Source organism: Pyxidicoccus sp. M6, from assembly GCF_055568925.1.
In genome coordinates, this window is the sequence record NZ_CM145714.1 from 12860570 (window position 1) to 12875203 (window position 14634).

The window sequence follows — 14634 nt, forward strand, 5'->3', positions numbered from 1 at the left end:
TCGGCTCGCCGCGGGAATGGACTGGCGCAGCGCCTCACGAACGCCGCGAGCCGGTGAGCATCGCCGTCACCTGCGGGTCCAGCTTGAAGGACTCGAAGAAGCGGTCCGCGTCGTGGGGCGGCTTGCCGTCCGGGTGCAGCAGGAGCTGCTGGTACAGGCGCGGGCCCACGAGGAAGAAGCGGCCCCGCAGGTGACGCGGGCCGGACACGCCCTCCACCTCCCAGCCGGGGAAGCCATCCATCATCAGCGGACGCGACGCGACTCCGGTGGCCCCCAACGCCTCCAACGCCCCATGGCTGGCGCGGGCCACCACGTCGCGAGGGTCCGCCTGCGCCACGGCCGCGGCCGGGAAGTCCGTGTAGGACACGTAGTAGGCGGTGTCCGCCTCGGGCCTCACGGCGATGAAGGTGTGGAGTGTCACCTCGCCGACCTCGGTGGTCTGCGAGCGGCGCTCCTCGCTCACCGGGCCGGGGATGGCGACGGAGAAGCCGCCCTCCGTGGACTGGACGACAGACGCCGCGTCCTGCTGCGAGGACGCGGGCGGAGTGGAGGCGGCCGGCCCCTGCTTCTGGGAGGCACACGCCCCCAGGCCTCCCAGGGCCAGCAGGGCGGCGAGCGGCGCGACTCGGCGCAGGGTCTTCATATTCCGTGAAACTCCCATGGTGTGGACCGCAAGGTACGTCCGGGTCCGCCAGGGTGCATCCTGCATCCTCGGGCCGACGCGCGGCAGGCAACGCTTCGCGAGCCGCCTGCCCTCCCCTTCAGTGCAGCGTCCCCTGAGGAGGCAGCGGGCGGTCCGGCCCGGACACGGCCTCGGAGAGCCCGGCCGCCAGGGAGGCGGCGAGCGGCAGCCACACGCTGAAGACGGAGCCCATGCCGGGCTGGCTCTCCACCTCGATTCGCCCCCCATGCGCCTCGACGATGCGGCGGGCCACCGACAGGCCCAGTCCCACGCCGGGCGCCCGCTGGCGCGCATTGCCCGCGCGCTGGAAGGGCGCGAAGAGCAGGCGCTTCTCGTCCTCGGAGATGCCGATGCCCTGGTCCCTCACGGACAGCACGGCCTCCTCCTCCACCCGGCGCACCTCCACCTCCACGCGGCTGCCGGCGGGCGAGTACTTCAGCGCGTTGCTCACCAGGTTCTGCACCACCTGCTCCAGCCGGGCCGGGTCCACCCGCACCAGCACGGACATCTCCGGCAGCGACAGCTGGAGCACATGCCCGCTGTCCCCGGAGCGGTAGAGTTCCACCACCTCGCGCGCCAGCTCCCGCGCGTCGCGCACCTCGGGCCGCAACTCGAGCTTGCCCGCCTCGATTCGCGTCGAGTCGAGAAGGTCGCCCACCATCCGGTCCAACCGCTCCACCTGCCGGCCCACCAGGGCCAGCGTGCGCTCCATGCGCTCGGGGGTGAGCGGCGCGCCGCCCCGGCCCGACAGCGCGGTGGACAGCTTGAGGGCCGACAGCGGGTTGCGCAGCTCGTGCGCCACGCCCGCGAGGAAGGCGAGCTGTTGCTGCTGCTGGTGGGAGAGGCTGTTGGCCATCTCGTTGAAGGTGCGCGCCATGTCGCGCAGCTCCGCGGGCCCGTACTCCGGCGCGCGGGTGCGCTTGCGGCCCGAGCCGAAGCGGCGCATGGCCTGGCTGATGTCCCGCAGCGGCTGCAGGGCGATGCGCTGCAACATGAGCGTCACCGCAATCACGCCAGCCGCCAGCAGCGCGGCCAGCACCAGCCCCACCTTGTCGGCGAGGCTGTTCCACTTCGCCGACTCCTCGCGCGCGTCGCGGGCGCGAATCACGTTGAGCTCGATGACCTGCTCCAGCCCGTTCAGCGCCGAGTCGAGTGGGGGCCCGGCCTGCTCCACCCGGGTCTGGAGCTGCTGCTGCCGCTGCTGGGAGAGGTAGAGGTCCACGTCCCGGCGCACGCCCTTGAGCAGCGCCCGCCCCTTGTCGTTGGTGGCGAGGCGCTCGAGCTCGTCGAGCTGCGGGCGCAGCATGGCCTCCAGTTGCTCGCGCGAGGCCCGGCCGGCGTCGACGGGCACCGAGGCCATCCGCTCCCGAACCAGTCGCTCATGGGAGAGCAGGCCCACCTCCAGCTCCTCGGCGAGCCGGATGCCCTCGACGGATTCGCCCAGCGTGCTGGCGGAGCGGTCCAGGATGCTCGTCAGGACGACGAGCGAGGCGGCGGCCGCCAGCGTCAGCAGGGCCAGCACGCCCATCGTCGCCGCGAGCCAGGTGCGCAGGCTCATACCGCCTCCCAGGCGGACATGGAGGTCTCGCGAGACACCTGACCGACGGACGGGAATCCCACGTGTGCCCTCCCCGAAGCCGGGGCTTCGCGAGAGCGCGCCCCCTTCCTGACTGGAGGAACAAGCCCGCTACGGGAGGGATTCACGGACCGGACGGCGAGCAGGCACGGAGTGAGGTTCCCTGCACGGCACAAGAGCCGAGCAGCCCGGGCCGTGCTAGGGAGGACGGACGTGGCAGGCGAGCGCCGGGCCACGTGCGAGGTCTCCATGGACATACTCTCCCAGCCGGTACGCACCCTCAAATTCGATGGCTTCTGGCGCTGGCTCCAGGAACACACGCACTGCATCCTGCGCTGTGGCTCCGTCGACGCGATGCTCTACGACCACGACGACTTCCACTGGGGAGTGCTGGAGGAGGACCGCCAGCACATCGTCCAGGTGCTCAAGGGCAAGGTGCTCGTGGGCGAGCTGGTGATGGCGGGCCGCGAAGTCACCGAGGTGAATTTGGCGCCGGACCCGGACACGGGCGCCCAGGGCCACTTCCTGGTGGAGCTCATGGGCGGGCCGAAGGAGGACCCGCAGGTGCTCTACCACTTCGTCATGGCGCACGGCATCGACCCGGCGCCGGGGCACAAGGACCTCAAGCACTAGAGGAGGCACGTGCGCTCGATGAGCGCCACGGCGTCCCCGGTGCCGCTCGCGTACGGCCCGGGGCCTCGCGCCGGACGCGAGCGCGCGAGCAGGACGGCGCGCTCCACCAGCGCCTCCACGGAGGGAGCGAGCTCCTCCGCCTGGAGCCGGAGCGCCTGCCTGTCATAGAGGCGCGGCCGGGCCAGGGCCACGAAGGGCGTCCCCGTCGCCCGCGCCTCGTGGACGGTGTTGTACCCGCCCGCCCCCACCAGCACGTCCACGCCCTGGAGCACCGCCAGCGCGGGCCACACGGGCACGCTCCCCCGAGGCGCGTCCGTCGGCCCCGGCGGCACCAGCCAGCGCACCCGGGCCGCGTCGCCCAGCCGAGAGCGCAGCCTCGCGGCGAGCGTCCCCGCCTCATCCACCTCCGAGGCCGTGCCACAGCCCATCACCGCCACCACCGGCCGCGTTTCCCCGGCCTCCACGCCCAGCCGCGCCCGCGCCGCCTCGCGTGGCAGGAGCTCCTCCGCGTCCAGCAGCAGCCACGGCGAGGTGCGCACGGCGCGCGAGTGGCGGGCGAAGGGCGCGTCCTCGCCGGGCACGAGCACCAGGTCGAAGGCGTCCACCGCGCGCGCCACGTCGAAGCGCTCCACGTACGCCGGGTTCAGGTCCCTGTGGACGAGCACCTTCCGCGCCCGTACCTCCGGCAGCAGCGACACCAGCTCACCGCCCAGCCCGCGAGGAAAGGTGTCCACCACGAACAGGTCCGGGCGCAAGTCGTGAAGGCAGACCGCCACCACCTCGCGCACGGCGTGCTTGTCCAGCGCCCCGTCCAGCCGCAGCACCGTCACGCCGGGCCCCAGCAACTCCTCCAGCGGCAGGCCCGAGGAGAAGGGGCTGTTGGTGAGGATGGTGACGGCATGGCCGTGACGCGCGCCCGCTCGAGCGAGCGCGCTGGCGCGGGTGAGATGTCCCATCCCACCGCCGAGCGCATAGATGAGCCAACGTGACGCAGCCATCAGCTCCCGCCCAGGTCCTCCTCGAAGGAGGCGTCCTCTTCGTGGCGGAGGCTCTCACCGTCGGCCTCGGTGAAGTCGTTCGGGTCGTTGCCGCCCCGCCCCCAAATCGAGCCGGGCCCGTAGTAGCCGTAGCCCTCGTAGTAGTAGCTCGGGTCGTCCTCGTCGTCGGAGCCGAAGTCCGAATCCGAGTCTCCTTCCGAGTCCTCGTCGTCCTCGTCATCCTCCGCGCACGCGGGGCAGAGCATCTCCGCGGTGAGGTGCATGTCACAGACGCGCTTGCCGCACTTCGTGCACGTGGCCCCGGCGAGCTGGCCGCAGTCGCGCGCGAAGAGGAACCCGGTGCGGTACTGGCACGGGCCCTCGGTGAAGGGACTCATGGGCGACGGGCCTCCTGCGCCGACTGGAGGTGGAAGAGCAGCCCCATGCGCAGCGGCAGGTCCAGCCGCTCGAAGGCGAGGCACGCGGCGGCCTCGGGGCGCACGCCGGACTTCGTGGCCAGCAATGTGCGCCCGCCCGCGTCACGCAGGGACACCTTTCCCTCGCGCGCCTTCACGCGGGACACCTCGGCGCCGGTGGCGTCCTGGATGGTGAAGCCCTCGTCGTCCGGCGACACGGTGTAGAGGAGCGCGCCCTTCACGTCGTTGAGCCGCCAGCCCGGCCCCTGCCGCGCGAGGGTGAAGAGAATCTGCTGCTGGGCCGCATCGCGCACGGTGAGCGCGCCGCCCGCCGAGCCGACGACGTAGCCGAGCACGGCATCATCCGGGCCGGACACCTTGAGCGAGTTGCCCTTCCACTTGTACCGGGCCAGCTCGCGGTCCTCGCCATCCACCAGCTTGGCGCCGTCGTCCTTCGGCTTGAGGGAGTAGCGCTCGCGGTCGTCGGCGTCCTTGAACTTGAGCTTGCCCGGAGCGGCGGCCTCGTCGCTTCCAATGGCGCCCTGCGCCTGGGCCTGCGGGGCCCGCGCATCGGCGCCGTCCTGGCGCGAGCAGCCCGCGAGCACCAGCAGGGAGAGGAGGAGGATGCGGCCCGTCTTCATGGAGCGACCTTCGCTGCGGCCTGCTTGCGCAGGGAGCTGGAGTAGTTGAGCACCTGGTAGAGACTGAGCAGCATCATCAGGAACGCCCTCTGCGCGTCCAGCGAAGGATTCGACACCTTGTCAGCGTCTCTCGCCTCCCAGGCGAGTCCCATGCCGGTGCGCATGTAGAGGCGGTCGCCGGTGATGTCCAGCCGGGTGAGTCGCACGGTCTTCGGGAGCTGCACGGCCTCCCGGGCCTTGGAGGCGAGCCGCGCCAGCTCCGGGTACTTCTCCGGCTTCACGCGGAGCTGGACGGAGAGGAGCGCGGCGCTCTTCTGCTTTCGCTTCGTCTTGTATTTGCCCCGGGGATTGCGCGTCGTGCGGCGGCGTTGCTGAAGCCGCTCCTCCATGCCGAGCCGCAGGTGCGTGCCGTCCGACAGCCGCGCCTGGAGGGTGAGCCACGACAGGGCGAAGGACTCCGCCAGCCACTGGCCCACGCTGCCCCGGTCCTTGCAGTTCTCCGGGTCGGTGGTGGAGCGGAAGTCAATCTCCACCGTCACGGGCTCATCCGGGGCGATGTCCTTGCGCAGCCGCTTGAGGAGGCGGCCCACCAGCTCATAGCGCCGCTCATGGAGCTCCAGCGTGGAGAACCGGGAGGCGATGCGCTTGCAGACGAACATCGCCACGAACAGCACCAGCGCCAGGCCCATCCCCACGACACCGACCACGGGAATGAGCACGAACCCCGCGATGAAGGCCACGAGCGCGAAGATTCCGCACAGGCGCGCGCGCTGGCTCCACATCAACTGCCGGGCTTGCGTCACCGTGTCGAAGCCCTGCAGCCTCATCATATCGGCCATCACCTCGGACACCGGGGCGGTGGTGCGATAGACCCGCTCGGCGCGGAGACGTTCGAAGTCGATGGCCACGGTGGGAGGCTCCCCCTCGGAGCGACGGAAGTGGGGCGAGCGTACGGGCCCGCCGCCGCGAGGGTCAAACGCCCTCATTTGCGGGCCACATGGGGAGCGCGGTAGCAACGCGGCGTGGCCTCCGTCACCCCGTCCGGCACCGGCATCATCTACGCGTCGTTCGACCGCTTCCCCGCGCCCAAGGGAGCAGCCGTGCACATCCGGGCCTTCGTGGAGGCGCTGGGCGCGGCGTTCGGCGGGGTGGACCTGCTGGCGCTCCGGGACGGGAGCACCCCGAGCGCGGGACCGGTCGCACTCGCGGAGGGCGTCACGTATCACCCGCTGGAGGCGCGGGGACGGGATTTGGTGGCACAGGCGCTGTCATTCCGCGCGCACCTGGCCGGGTGGTGGCGGGACAGGCCGAGGGCGGCGGTGGTGCACGTGCGCTCCATCTTCGAGGGCTACCCGGTGGCCCGGAGGAAGGAGGCGCTGACGGACGCGCTGGTGTTCGAGGTGAACGGGCTGCCGTCCATCGAGCTGAAGTACCACCACCCGGACGTGGCTGAGGACGCGGAGCTCCTGCGCAAGCTGGTGGCGCAGGAGGACCTGTGTATCTCACGAGCGGACCTGCTGGTGACGCCGAGCGAGGTGACGGCGGCGTACCTGGTGAAGCGGGGCGCGGACGCGGGCCGGGTGAAGGTGATTCCGAACGGCGTGGACCTGGACGTGTTCCGCTACGCGCCGCCGCGAGCGTGGGACGCGGACCGGCCGGTGCGGCTGCTGTACAGCGGGACGATGACGTCGTGGCAGGGCGTGCACCACGCCATCGAGGCGTGCCGGCTGCTGCGGCGGGACCTGCCCGCGGTGCTGACACTGGTGGGGCCCCTGCGGAGGAACGGGCGGCGGGCGCTGATGGACCGGTGCGGAGACTTGCTGCTGGAGGGTGCGGTCGAAATCCTGGAGCCGCTGCCGCAAGCGGAGCTGGCGCGGCTGCATCATGCGTGTGACGTGGTGCTGGTGCCGCTGCCGGTGAACGACCGCAACTGCGTGCAGGGCTGCTGCCCGCTGAAGCTGCTGGAAGCGATGGCCACGGGAACGCCGGTGGTGGCGAGCAACCTCCCCGTGGTGCGCACGCTGGCCGGGCCTGATGAGGTCATGCTCATCCGCCCGGGCTCCCCGAAAGCGATTGCGGAGGCGGTGAAGGCACTGCGCGAGGATGCGACGCTGGGGCCTGCGTTGAGTGCGAAGGCCCGTGCGCGAGTGGAGCGAGATTTCCCGTGGGGCCGTGCGCAGGCGTCGCTGGTGAGCGCCTATGAAGAGGCCTTCGGAATGGCACGAGCCAGCACGCGCCGCAGTACCGCCGCCTCCGCCTCGGACTGAAAGCCCTGCTCGATGCGCTGGCGCGCGGCAGTGCCCAGTGCGGCCCTGTGCTCGGGAGGCAGTGACAGCACATCGAGACACGCCTGCCCCAGATGGTTGAGCAGCGCCTTGGGCACGATGAACCCATTGCGCCCATGGTCCACGGCTTCCGGAATCCCTCCCGCATCACTGGCAATCACCGGCCGAGCACACGCCATGGCCTCCAGCAACGCATTGGGCATCCCCTCCCAGAGCGACGGCTGCAAGTACAAATCACAGACACGCAGGTGCGCCGCAATCGCCTCGGGCGTGTCGAGCGGCCCGGAGATGAGCAACCGCGCCGCGTCCTCGGGATGCTCCGCGCGGAACGCAACGAGGTGCTCCGCGTCCCGAGGCCGCACCTCGCCGATGATGAGCAGACACGCGGGCCGGGAGCGCCGCACCTCCGTGAGCGCGGACAGCAGGAACGGCAGCCCCTTCTTGTGGCGCAGCTCCCCGGAGAACCCCAGCACCACCTCCTCCGGAGCAATCCCCAGCCGAGTCCGCAGCGCCGGGTCCGCGGGCCCCGGGGAGAACACCTCCAGGTCCACCGCGTTGGGGATGACCTCCACGCCCGGGTCCTTCCCCAGCAGCATGCTCATCTTCCGCCCGAGGTCCGCCGAGGCCGCGGTGAGCACATCCGCGCGCTGCAACGTCCACAAGAGCCGCGCGAAGTCCCCGGGCGGGAACATGAGCTGGTCCACGTCATTGCCCCGAGCACTCACCGTGGAGGCAATCCCCGCGGACTCCGCGAAGACGACGGCGAGGAACCCGGGCGGCGACAGGTAATGTCCCCACACCAGATCGAACCGCCGCTTCGCATGCAGGTAGCCGAGCACATCCAACGTGTGCTGCATGGACAGGTCCGTGCTCCCGAACAGCCCCAGCCGATGCAGCGTGACGCCCTTGGCGAACGGCGTGACGCTGCCCGCATCGTCCACTGTCTGAAGGGAACCCGGCGCCGCGGTACGAGTCCACGCCAGCACGTCCACCTGCGCGCCCAGCTTCACCAGCGAGCCCGCCGTGCGAGCACCACTGCGAGCCAGCCCCCCGATATCCGGAGGGAAGCGTTCAGCGAGGAGGAGGACACGAGGGTGGGTGGCCATGCGCCGCGAAACCTACCCCGGCCCGAGCCATTTCAATTCCGTGAATAAACCGCACCACCGCCCGTCCAGGCACTCGGCGGAGCCATTGATTCATCCCAAGGCCGGACCTCCCCTGGCTCCCCAAGGCAACTGTCATGCACGCAAGGCGCTGGTGGGCGCTCGCCCTGGCGGGAACGCTCGTAGGCTGTGTGATTGAGCCTCCCTCCGACGACTCCTCGGACTGGGATGACGACCCCTCCACCGACGAGCCCGACACCTCGGACCCGGGGACGGGCTCCGGCAGGCCGGACTTCCGCATCACCTCCCTGACAGGCCCCTCGGCCCTGGGGGCGGGCTCCCAGAAGGTGGAGGCGACCGTCTGCAACAACGGCACCGAGTTCGCCATGACGGAGGTGTCCTTCTACCTCTCCGCCAACGGCTCCACCGTGGACCCGACGGACAAGCTGCTCGCGACGAGCCCCAAGGGCGGCCCCCTGGCCGGCGAGTGCGCCACCGTCTGGGCCTGGGTCACCGCGCCGGCCATGCCCGAGGGGCGCTACACGCTCCTCGCCGAGGTGGACCCGTCCTTCAGCGTGCGCGAGAGCAACGAGGACAACAACGAGCGCGCGGGCTTCTTCGTCGTCGTGGACCGCACCGCGCCGGCGACGCCGGTGCCGGCCTGGGCCGCGAGTGGCACCACGGAAGGCCGGACGCTCACCGTCGAGGCGGAGCCCGGCGCCACGGTGCGCGTCTACAGCGGCCCGGGCTGCACGGGCAGTCAGGTGGCGCTCACCGCGGCGAACATGGGCGCGTACTGCGAAGTCGTCATCAATGAGCCGGCGAGCACGTCGAGCGGGACGTATTCGGTGCGCGCGGAAGATGAAGCCGGCAACCCGTCGAGCTGCAGCCCGACGATGGAGTACCCGTACGGCGGCGGCACGGGCAACACGCTGGCGGCGCCGGTGCTGCTGGCCACGCGGCCTGGCTCGCCGGGGCTCAGCCTCCAGCCCATCTTCGACGGGCGCGCCACCCCGCGCGTCACCGTCGAGGTCTTCAAGCGCGCCAACTGCGAGGGCTCGGCGGACGCGGTGCTGACGGCGGACGCCACCGGCGCCTTCTCCTTCCAGGGGGCCGTGGCGAAGAACGCGAAGCTGACGGTGTCCGCTCGGGCGAAGCGCACGGATGGCTACAACGAGCAGACGTCCGCCTGCTCCAACAACCTGGAGTACCAGAACGACAGCACGCCGCCCCCGGCGCCGGTCATCATCGACACGAAGTGGCAGTACACGAGCAACGGGCGCCAGCTCACGGTGACGGGCACGGCCGAGCCGCGCTCCGAGGTGGGCATCTTCATCGACATCGCGTGCACGGGGACGCCAGCCAAGACGGTATTCGCGGACGCGGAGGGGCGCTTCACCGCGACGATGCCGTTCGCCAATGGCAACAGCCACCGCGTCTTCGTGGCGGCGCGGGACGCACTGGGCAACGAGTCCACTTGCACGGAGGGCCCCGCGTACGAGGTGCGCTGCCCCGCGGGCACGGCGGACTGCGACGGCAATCCCAACAACGGCTGCGAGGTGAACCTGACGACGGATGAAGGCAACTGCGGCGCCTGCGGCACCACGTGCCAGGACAATGCGTACGCGCAGGGCGTGTGCGTGGCGGCGACGTGCGGCAACACGTGCGCGCCGGGCTACTACGACTGCGACGGCAACGTGGCCAACGGCTGCGAGTCCACGTACGCATGCCAGTCGACGGCGTGCACCATCGACCGCCCGAGCGAGCTGATGGTGACGGCGCTGTCGGTGGTGGAGGACCCGGTGCGCACGGCGCCCGGCGGCGCGTGGAACTTCGGCACGCTGATGAAGGAGATGTCGGGCGGGCAGGACCCGTCGCCCCTGGTGCGCGCGTGGCTGAAGACGTGGCTGACGAAGCAGATGGTGAACGGGCTGGAGCTGCCTGCGCGGCCGGAGCTGCAGACGAAGGTGCTGGGCCCGTGGGAGCAGCGCAGCGGTGGTGCCTCGAAGCCGCTGGACTTCAGCAAGGCGCCGTTCCGGCTGCTGGCCATCGTCAACCGCATGGACCTGCGTCATCCGGGTCAGCAGGCGGGAGAGGGCCGCTTCGTCTTCGGCGTGCTGGACGCGAATGGAGCGCCGCTCGAGTTCACCATCATCCTGGAGTACGCGCTGCCGGGCGGCACGGCGGCGGACATCCAGGCCTGGGCCAATGACTGGCACGAGCTGGGCAAAATCAAGGTGGGCAGCGCGGGCTACAACGCGAAGCTCCAGGCGCTGACGGACCGGTTCTCGAAGGCGGGGGTGATGACGGGCCGCACGGCGGGCAGCGCGCTGAACCAGATTCGGACCAACGAGATTTCGCTGGCCGAGCCCTGGGAGATGCGCGAGTTCAACCTCACGTCACAGGGGCTGATGCCGGTGACGGTGAAGCTGACGCCCGCGATGCACTTCGAGAACACGGCGATGCTGGCGAGCTACATCCAGCAGAACCAGTCGGACATCATCGCGGAGCGGCACTCGGTGCCGGACCAGATGAGCGGGATTCCGTTCCTGGGCGCCATGGCGCGCACGCCGCTGGACTTCTTCTGGAGGGCGCCGAGTGTGAACACGGAGGCGCGGCACAAGTTCTCCATCAACACGTGCAGCGGGTGTCACTCGGGTGAGACGCAGACGGAGTTCACCCACGTGTCGCCGCGAGTGGCGGGCAAGGCGTCGGTGCTGTCGCCGTACCTGAAGGGGACGACGGTGACGGACCCGGTGACGCACGCGACGCGCGTGTTCGACGACCTGGGCCGCCGCGCGGAGGACCTGAAGGCGCTGGTCTGCCCGTCGGCCACGCAGCTCAAGTCGGGCGGCATCGCGGAGTCCAACCTGCCGCCGGCCCGCGTGCACTGAAGCAGGGTGTCTGGCGGCCCGGGGAGCGCAGGTCGGCTCCCCGGGCCGTTGTTTTTTCGGGTACCTGCCTCCGCCGGAGGGAGATGCTCAGTGGCAGAAGACGAGCTCGGGGTACCACGGCGAGGGCCTGTTCAGCAGTGGCTGCGGGATGCCGCGCAGGTGCTGGTCGAGGAACGCGTTGACGTAGGCCCGGGTGATGTCCTGGGTACGCTCCGCGGTGGTGCTCGCGCCGATGTCGATGCCGAACTGCTCCGCGAGTAAACCGACGTCGGTGAACGACGGGTGCACCGTGCCCGCCACCTCGACCCAGCGCTTCCACCCGGTCATCTGCAGCCAGTCCCGTTCCCAGCTCGTGTTCACGCCGGGCTGGCACAGGGTGGGCGTGAGCTGGTGGCTGATGAACATGAACGGCCGGGACAGCCCGGGGACGAGGAGCGGGATGTCCGTGTCGCCGTCGATGTCGACTCCGGCTCGGATGCGGGAGTCGCTGACCATGGTGGGCATGGTGCTCGAGCCCCCCACGGAGTGGCCGGCCACCGCGATGCGGGACGGGTCGATGAGGTATGCGCCACGCCACTTCGGGGGCGGCCCGGTCAGCTCGTCGAGCACGAACGACACGTCGGCCGCCCGGCCCTGCTCCAGCTTCTGCCAGAACGACAGGTCGTGCGGCACCTCACACGAGGCACACCCGGTGACGCGCCCGTCGGGGAAGTGGGTGGCGACGCTCTCGTAGGTGTGGTCGACCACCGCCACGACGTAGCCGTGGCTCGCCAGGTCTTCCTCGACCTGTCACTGGCCCTTCGTTTTGCGGCAGCCGGAACCGGTTCGAGAGGGAAGCCGTCGCGCGATACGCCGCACAACGCTCCCTAACCATGGCCTTCGCCGTCGACCGTCAAGGGCTGGCGGATTCCGAGCGCCAGCGTGCGAGAAGGCGTTGCCGCTGCGCAGGCGAAATCTCCGAACCATAGGTCCGGTCCAGCAAGCGGAGCTTCCACTCGACCGAGCCGGGCACCAGTCCCTCCTCCCGCAGGGACGCGGCGATGAGCGCACGCGAGGCAGAGAACATGTTTGCCCCCATCTTGAGGCGCTCTTCCCCGGACCGCCGAAGCAGCAGGGTCCGAACGAGTGCTTCGGCACGAGGAAGAGTGTCGTTCATCGCTTCACCTCGCCAGCATCGATTCGGTCGATTGGCCGGCTCGACTCAATCGAACGCGAGACGGCCATCGGCGTTCTCCCGAGGTACCTTACCCGGGGGGACGGCAACCATTCTCCCATCACGACCTTGCAGGCCGAGGTGTCCCGGAGGAACCGCCACCATCCGCCCGTCACTCCCCTGCAGGCCGAGGTGCCCCGGAGGGATTTCAACTTCTACACCGTCATTGCCCTTCATCTTACCCATCTCACTTCTCCATCCGTTAGTTACTCACGCCCTCAAACGCAACTTCACCGCCCGAACCCACCCAGCGCCGTGCGGCTGAAGCTCGCCGCGCCCTGGCTCACCTTCACGGCGCTCTGGCTGAACACCTGGAACGCGGCGCGAATCTCCTGGGCCTTCTGCCCCGGCGTCAGAATCCACTTGTCCTCGATGCCCATGTCCCGGAACACGCGGCGGAAGTCGGTGCTCCCGTCATCGATGCCCATCGCCGCGACGATGTGGTTCTCCGCGCGCTGAAGGTCCTTCACCAGCGCCGCCACGTCCTTCGGCCTCGCCTTCTGCGAGTGCATGTCCGCGCCGTCCGTAATCAACAGCGTCACCGTCCGCACCGGCACGCCGTTGCCGCTGAACTCCTGCGACTTCGCCAGCACCGTGCCCAGCAGCACCACCGCCTGGTCGTACAGCGGAGTCCCCTGGTCCGCGCTGTAGTTCCCCGAGTGCATCCGCACCACGTCCTCCAGCGGGCGGAACGGGTTCAGCACATTCCCGTTCAGGTAGCGCGTGTGGAACAGCACGCCGTCCTTCTGCTTGCTCGCCAGCAGCGCGTCGAGCACCAGGTTGTGCCCGTCGCACACCAGCTTCTCGTGCCCCGCGTTGGAGATGCTCCCCGAGTCATCCGGCATCACAGTCACCAGCACCACCTCGCTGGCCTGCACGTCCTCCACGCACACGCCGAGCCCCGCCTGAATCTGCGCGCCCAGGTCCACCACCGTCAGCGCCTGCAACCCCGCCGGGCTCAGCACGCCCTCCGCGTGCGCAGTGCTGAAGAGCTGCTGGATGCCACTGCCGTTCCCACCGCTCGCCTTGCTGCTCATGTCCCCAACTCCTTCGCCCTCTCCCCGAGGGCATGACTCCGCCGTTCCCGCTCCTCCAAGAGGAGCAGGCACCTCACTCACTCGACTCACGTCACGCGCTGCTCAGCCGATGCGCAGGTCCGGCCAGCTCGCCAGCGGGTCCGTGGACTTCACCAGGTGCATGCCCGCGTCCGCGAAGCGCTTCAGCGCCGCATCCGCCTGCGGAGTGAAGTCCGCCGCGAAGCCACCCTTCCCGTCCGGCACCGTCACCGCCGACATGCAGTCCGTGAGCAGATACACCTTGCGAGCCAGCGCCGCGTCCTGCGCGACAATCTCTCCCAGGAGGTCGTCGATGGAGCTCTTCACGCAATGGCTCGCGGCCTGGCCGGCAATCACCACCGCGTCCGCCGTGAGCAGCGTCTTGAGGAACTGCGTGTTCCGCTGCGCCAGCGGCTGCCCGTCATGCCGAGCCAGCACCTCCGGCCGCATCACCGAGTAGTTCTCCGTCAGCGGGTTGCCGCCCTTCACCTCCGCCCACGACTGCATGCCGCGCACGTACGAGTGGAACAGCCGTGCCTCCTGCACCACGCCCGCCAGCGCGTGCCCATCGCTACCGAGCAGGCAGTGCGGCGGCCACAGGTACAGCGTGTACTTCCCCGCCCGCTCCAATTCCTCGCAGTAGTACTTCACCTGCTTGAGCAGCCACGGGTAGTTGCCGCCGCACAGCCACTTCGCCATCGCGGGGTTCGGCCGAGCCTGCCCGCGCTCAATCTGCTCGCGCGTCACCTCGCGGAACGCGGTGAGCGGCTTGTCATCCTGGTCCACCCAGAAGGACGGGAAGAAAATCTGGTACGCGAAGTGGGTATCCAGCGTCGCCGTCACGTTCGTCAGCGTGCCGAGGTTCCGGTAGATGAACTCGGCGATGCGGCGGCTGTCGTCCACCGCGCCGCGCCCGCTGCGCCCCGCCACGTAGAGCGAGCCCTCCGGGAAGCAGAAGTCCTTCTGCACGTCGATGAGCAGCAGGTGCAGGTTGAACCTGTCCGTCGAGGCGACGGAGATGTCATTCGCCGCCCGCCACGTGGCCGCGGCCTCCTGGAGCTTCCCCGCGTTGGGCCCGTAGCTGAACTCGCCCGCGTTGGTCGCACGGTAGAAAACCGGCAGCGGCAACTCCTTCACTTGCGTCTTCATCGTCCTACCC

Annotated in this window: 14 protein-coding genes; 3 read left to right on the forward strand and 11 right to left on the reverse strand. The window is 70.0% G+C overall.

The window, feature by feature from the left end; genetic code table 11:
• Positions 1-34: 34 nt before the first annotated feature.
• Positions 35-643 (reverse strand): tudor domain-containing protein, encoded by a 609-nt coding sequence (locus tag ACVTJA_RS50815; protein WP_465831949.1) that lies wholly within the window; start codon positions 641-643, stop codon positions 35-37.
• A 118-nt stretch (positions 644-761) separates the two neighbouring features.
• Complete coding sequence (locus ACVTJA_RS50820; protein WP_465831951.1) at positions 762-2240, reverse strand: sensor histidine kinase; 1479 nt, start codon at positions 2238-2240, stop codon at positions 762-764.
• A gap of 267 nt (positions 2241-2507) precedes the next feature.
• On the opposite strand from ACVTJA_RS50820, the gene ACVTJA_RS50825 reads away from it, so the two are divergent.
• The gene (locus ACVTJA_RS50825) at positions 2508-2891 is read left to right on the forward strand and encodes a serine/threonine protein kinase (RefSeq protein WP_465831952.1); all 384 of its coding nucleotides are present in this window, start codon (positions 2508-2510) and stop codon (positions 2889-2891) included.
• Here the strand turns inward: ACVTJA_RS50825 and ACVTJA_RS50830 are convergent.
• The 4 genes from ACVTJA_RS50830 to ACVTJA_RS50845 are packed head-to-tail and all read right to left on the reverse strand — an operon-like array spanning position 2888 to position 5833.
• Positions 2888-3889, reverse strand: coding sequence for a hypothetical protein (locus ACVTJA_RS50830; RefSeq protein WP_465831954.1), 1002 nt, complete (start codon positions 3887-3889; stop codon positions 2888-2890). The genes ACVTJA_RS50825 and ACVTJA_RS50830 overlap by 4 nt on opposite strands.
• Entirely contained in the window at positions 3889-4266 is a 378-nt protein-coding gene (locus tag ACVTJA_RS50835) for a hypothetical protein (RefSeq protein WP_465831956.1), read from the reverse strand. Before ACVTJA_RS50835 ends, ACVTJA_RS50830 begins: the two co-directional genes overlap by 1 nt.
• Positions 4263-4925, reverse strand: a complete 663-nt coding sequence (locus tag ACVTJA_RS50840; protein ID WP_465831958.1) for a hypothetical protein — start codon at positions 4923-4925, stop codon at positions 4263-4265. The genes ACVTJA_RS50835 and ACVTJA_RS50840 overlap by 4 nt, the downstream gene beginning before the upstream one ends.
• On the reverse strand, positions 4922-5833 hold the full coding sequence (locus ACVTJA_RS50845; RefSeq protein WP_465831959.1) for a hypothetical protein: 912 nt from the start codon (positions 5831-5833) through the stop codon (positions 4922-4924). The genes ACVTJA_RS50840 and ACVTJA_RS50845 overlap by 4 nt, the downstream gene beginning before the upstream one ends.
• Before the next feature lie 114 nt (positions 5834-5947).
• Between ACVTJA_RS50845 and ACVTJA_RS50850 the strand changes: the two genes are divergently transcribed.
• Positions 5948-7192, forward strand: coding sequence for a glycosyltransferase family 4 protein (locus ACVTJA_RS50850; RefSeq protein ID WP_465831961.1), 1245 nt, complete (start codon positions 5948-5950; stop codon positions 7190-7192).
• Here ACVTJA_RS50850 and ACVTJA_RS50855 read toward each other — a convergent pair.
• Positions 7123-8220, reverse strand: coding sequence for a glycosyltransferase (locus tag ACVTJA_RS50855; RefSeq protein WP_465840720.1), 1098 nt, complete (start codon positions 8218-8220; stop codon positions 7123-7125). The two genes, ACVTJA_RS50850 and ACVTJA_RS50855, sit on opposite strands and share 70 nt — an antisense overlap.
• Before the next feature lie 284 nt (positions 8221-8504).
• Between ACVTJA_RS50855 and ACVTJA_RS50860 the strand changes: the two genes are divergently transcribed.
• Positions 8505-11207, forward strand: a complete 2703-nt coding sequence (locus ACVTJA_RS50860; protein ID WP_465831962.1) for a CARDB domain-containing protein — start codon at positions 8505-8507, stop codon at positions 11205-11207.
• Positions 11208-11294: 87 nt separating this feature from the next.
• Here the strand turns inward: ACVTJA_RS50860 and ACVTJA_RS50865 are convergent, their stop codons facing one another.
• The 4 genes from ACVTJA_RS50865 to ACVTJA_RS50880 form a co-directional block, all read right to left on the reverse strand.
• On the reverse strand, positions 11295-11960 hold the full coding sequence (locus tag ACVTJA_RS50865; protein ID WP_465831964.1) for an alpha/beta hydrolase: 666 nt from the start codon (positions 11958-11960) through the stop codon (positions 11295-11297).
• 139 nt (positions 11961-12099) lie between these two features.
• Positions 12100-12363 (reverse strand): hypothetical protein, encoded by a 264-nt coding sequence (locus ACVTJA_RS50870; protein ID WP_465831965.1) that lies wholly within the window; start codon positions 12361-12363, stop codon positions 12100-12102.
• Positions 12364-12650: 287 nt separating this feature from the next.
• Positions 12651-13457, reverse strand: a complete 807-nt coding sequence (locus ACVTJA_RS50875; protein ID WP_465831967.1) for a hypothetical protein — start codon at positions 13455-13457, stop codon at positions 12651-12653.
• A 102-nt stretch (positions 13458-13559) separates the two neighbouring features.
• Positions 13560-14624 (reverse strand): cysteine hydrolase family protein, encoded by a 1065-nt coding sequence (locus ACVTJA_RS50880; protein WP_465831969.1) that lies wholly within the window; start codon positions 14622-14624, stop codon positions 13560-13562.
• Positions 14625-14634 lie beyond the last annotated feature (10 nt).

Coding starts and splice junctions, on each gene's coding strand:
- ACVTJA_RS50815 (WP_465831949.1), bottom strand. CDS start 643: ATGAAGACCCTGCGCCGAGTCGCGCCGCTCGCCGCCCTGCTGGCCCTG.
- ACVTJA_RS50820 (WP_465831951.1), bottom strand. CDS start 2,240: ATGAGCCTGCGCACCTGGCTCGCGGCGACGATGGGCGTGCTGGCCCTG.
- ACVTJA_RS50825 (WP_465831952.1), top strand. CDS start 2,508: ATGGACATACTCTCCCAGCCGGTACGCACCCTCAAATTCGATGGCTTC.
- ACVTJA_RS50830 (WP_465831954.1), bottom strand. CDS start 3,889: ATGGCTGCGTCACGTTGGCTCATCTATGCGCTCGGCGGTGGGATGGGA.
- ACVTJA_RS50835 (WP_465831956.1), bottom strand. CDS start 4,266: ATGAGTCCCTTCACCGAGGGCCCGTGCCAGTACCGCACCGGGTTCCTC.
- ACVTJA_RS50840 (WP_465831958.1), bottom strand. CDS start 4,925: ATGAAGACGGGCCGCATCCTCCTCCTCTCCCTGCTGGTGCTCGCGGGC.
- ACVTJA_RS50870 (WP_465831965.1), bottom strand. CDS start 12,363: ATGAACGACACTCTTCCTCGTGCCGAAGCACTCGTTCGGACCCTGCTG.
- ACVTJA_RS50875 (WP_465831967.1), bottom strand. CDS start 13,457: ATGAGCAGCAAGGCGAGCGGTGGGAACGGCAGTGGCATCCAGCAGCTC.
- ACVTJA_RS50880 (WP_465831969.1), bottom strand. CDS start 14,624: ATGAAGACGCAAGTGAAGGAGTTGCCGCTGCCGGTTTTCTACCGTGCG.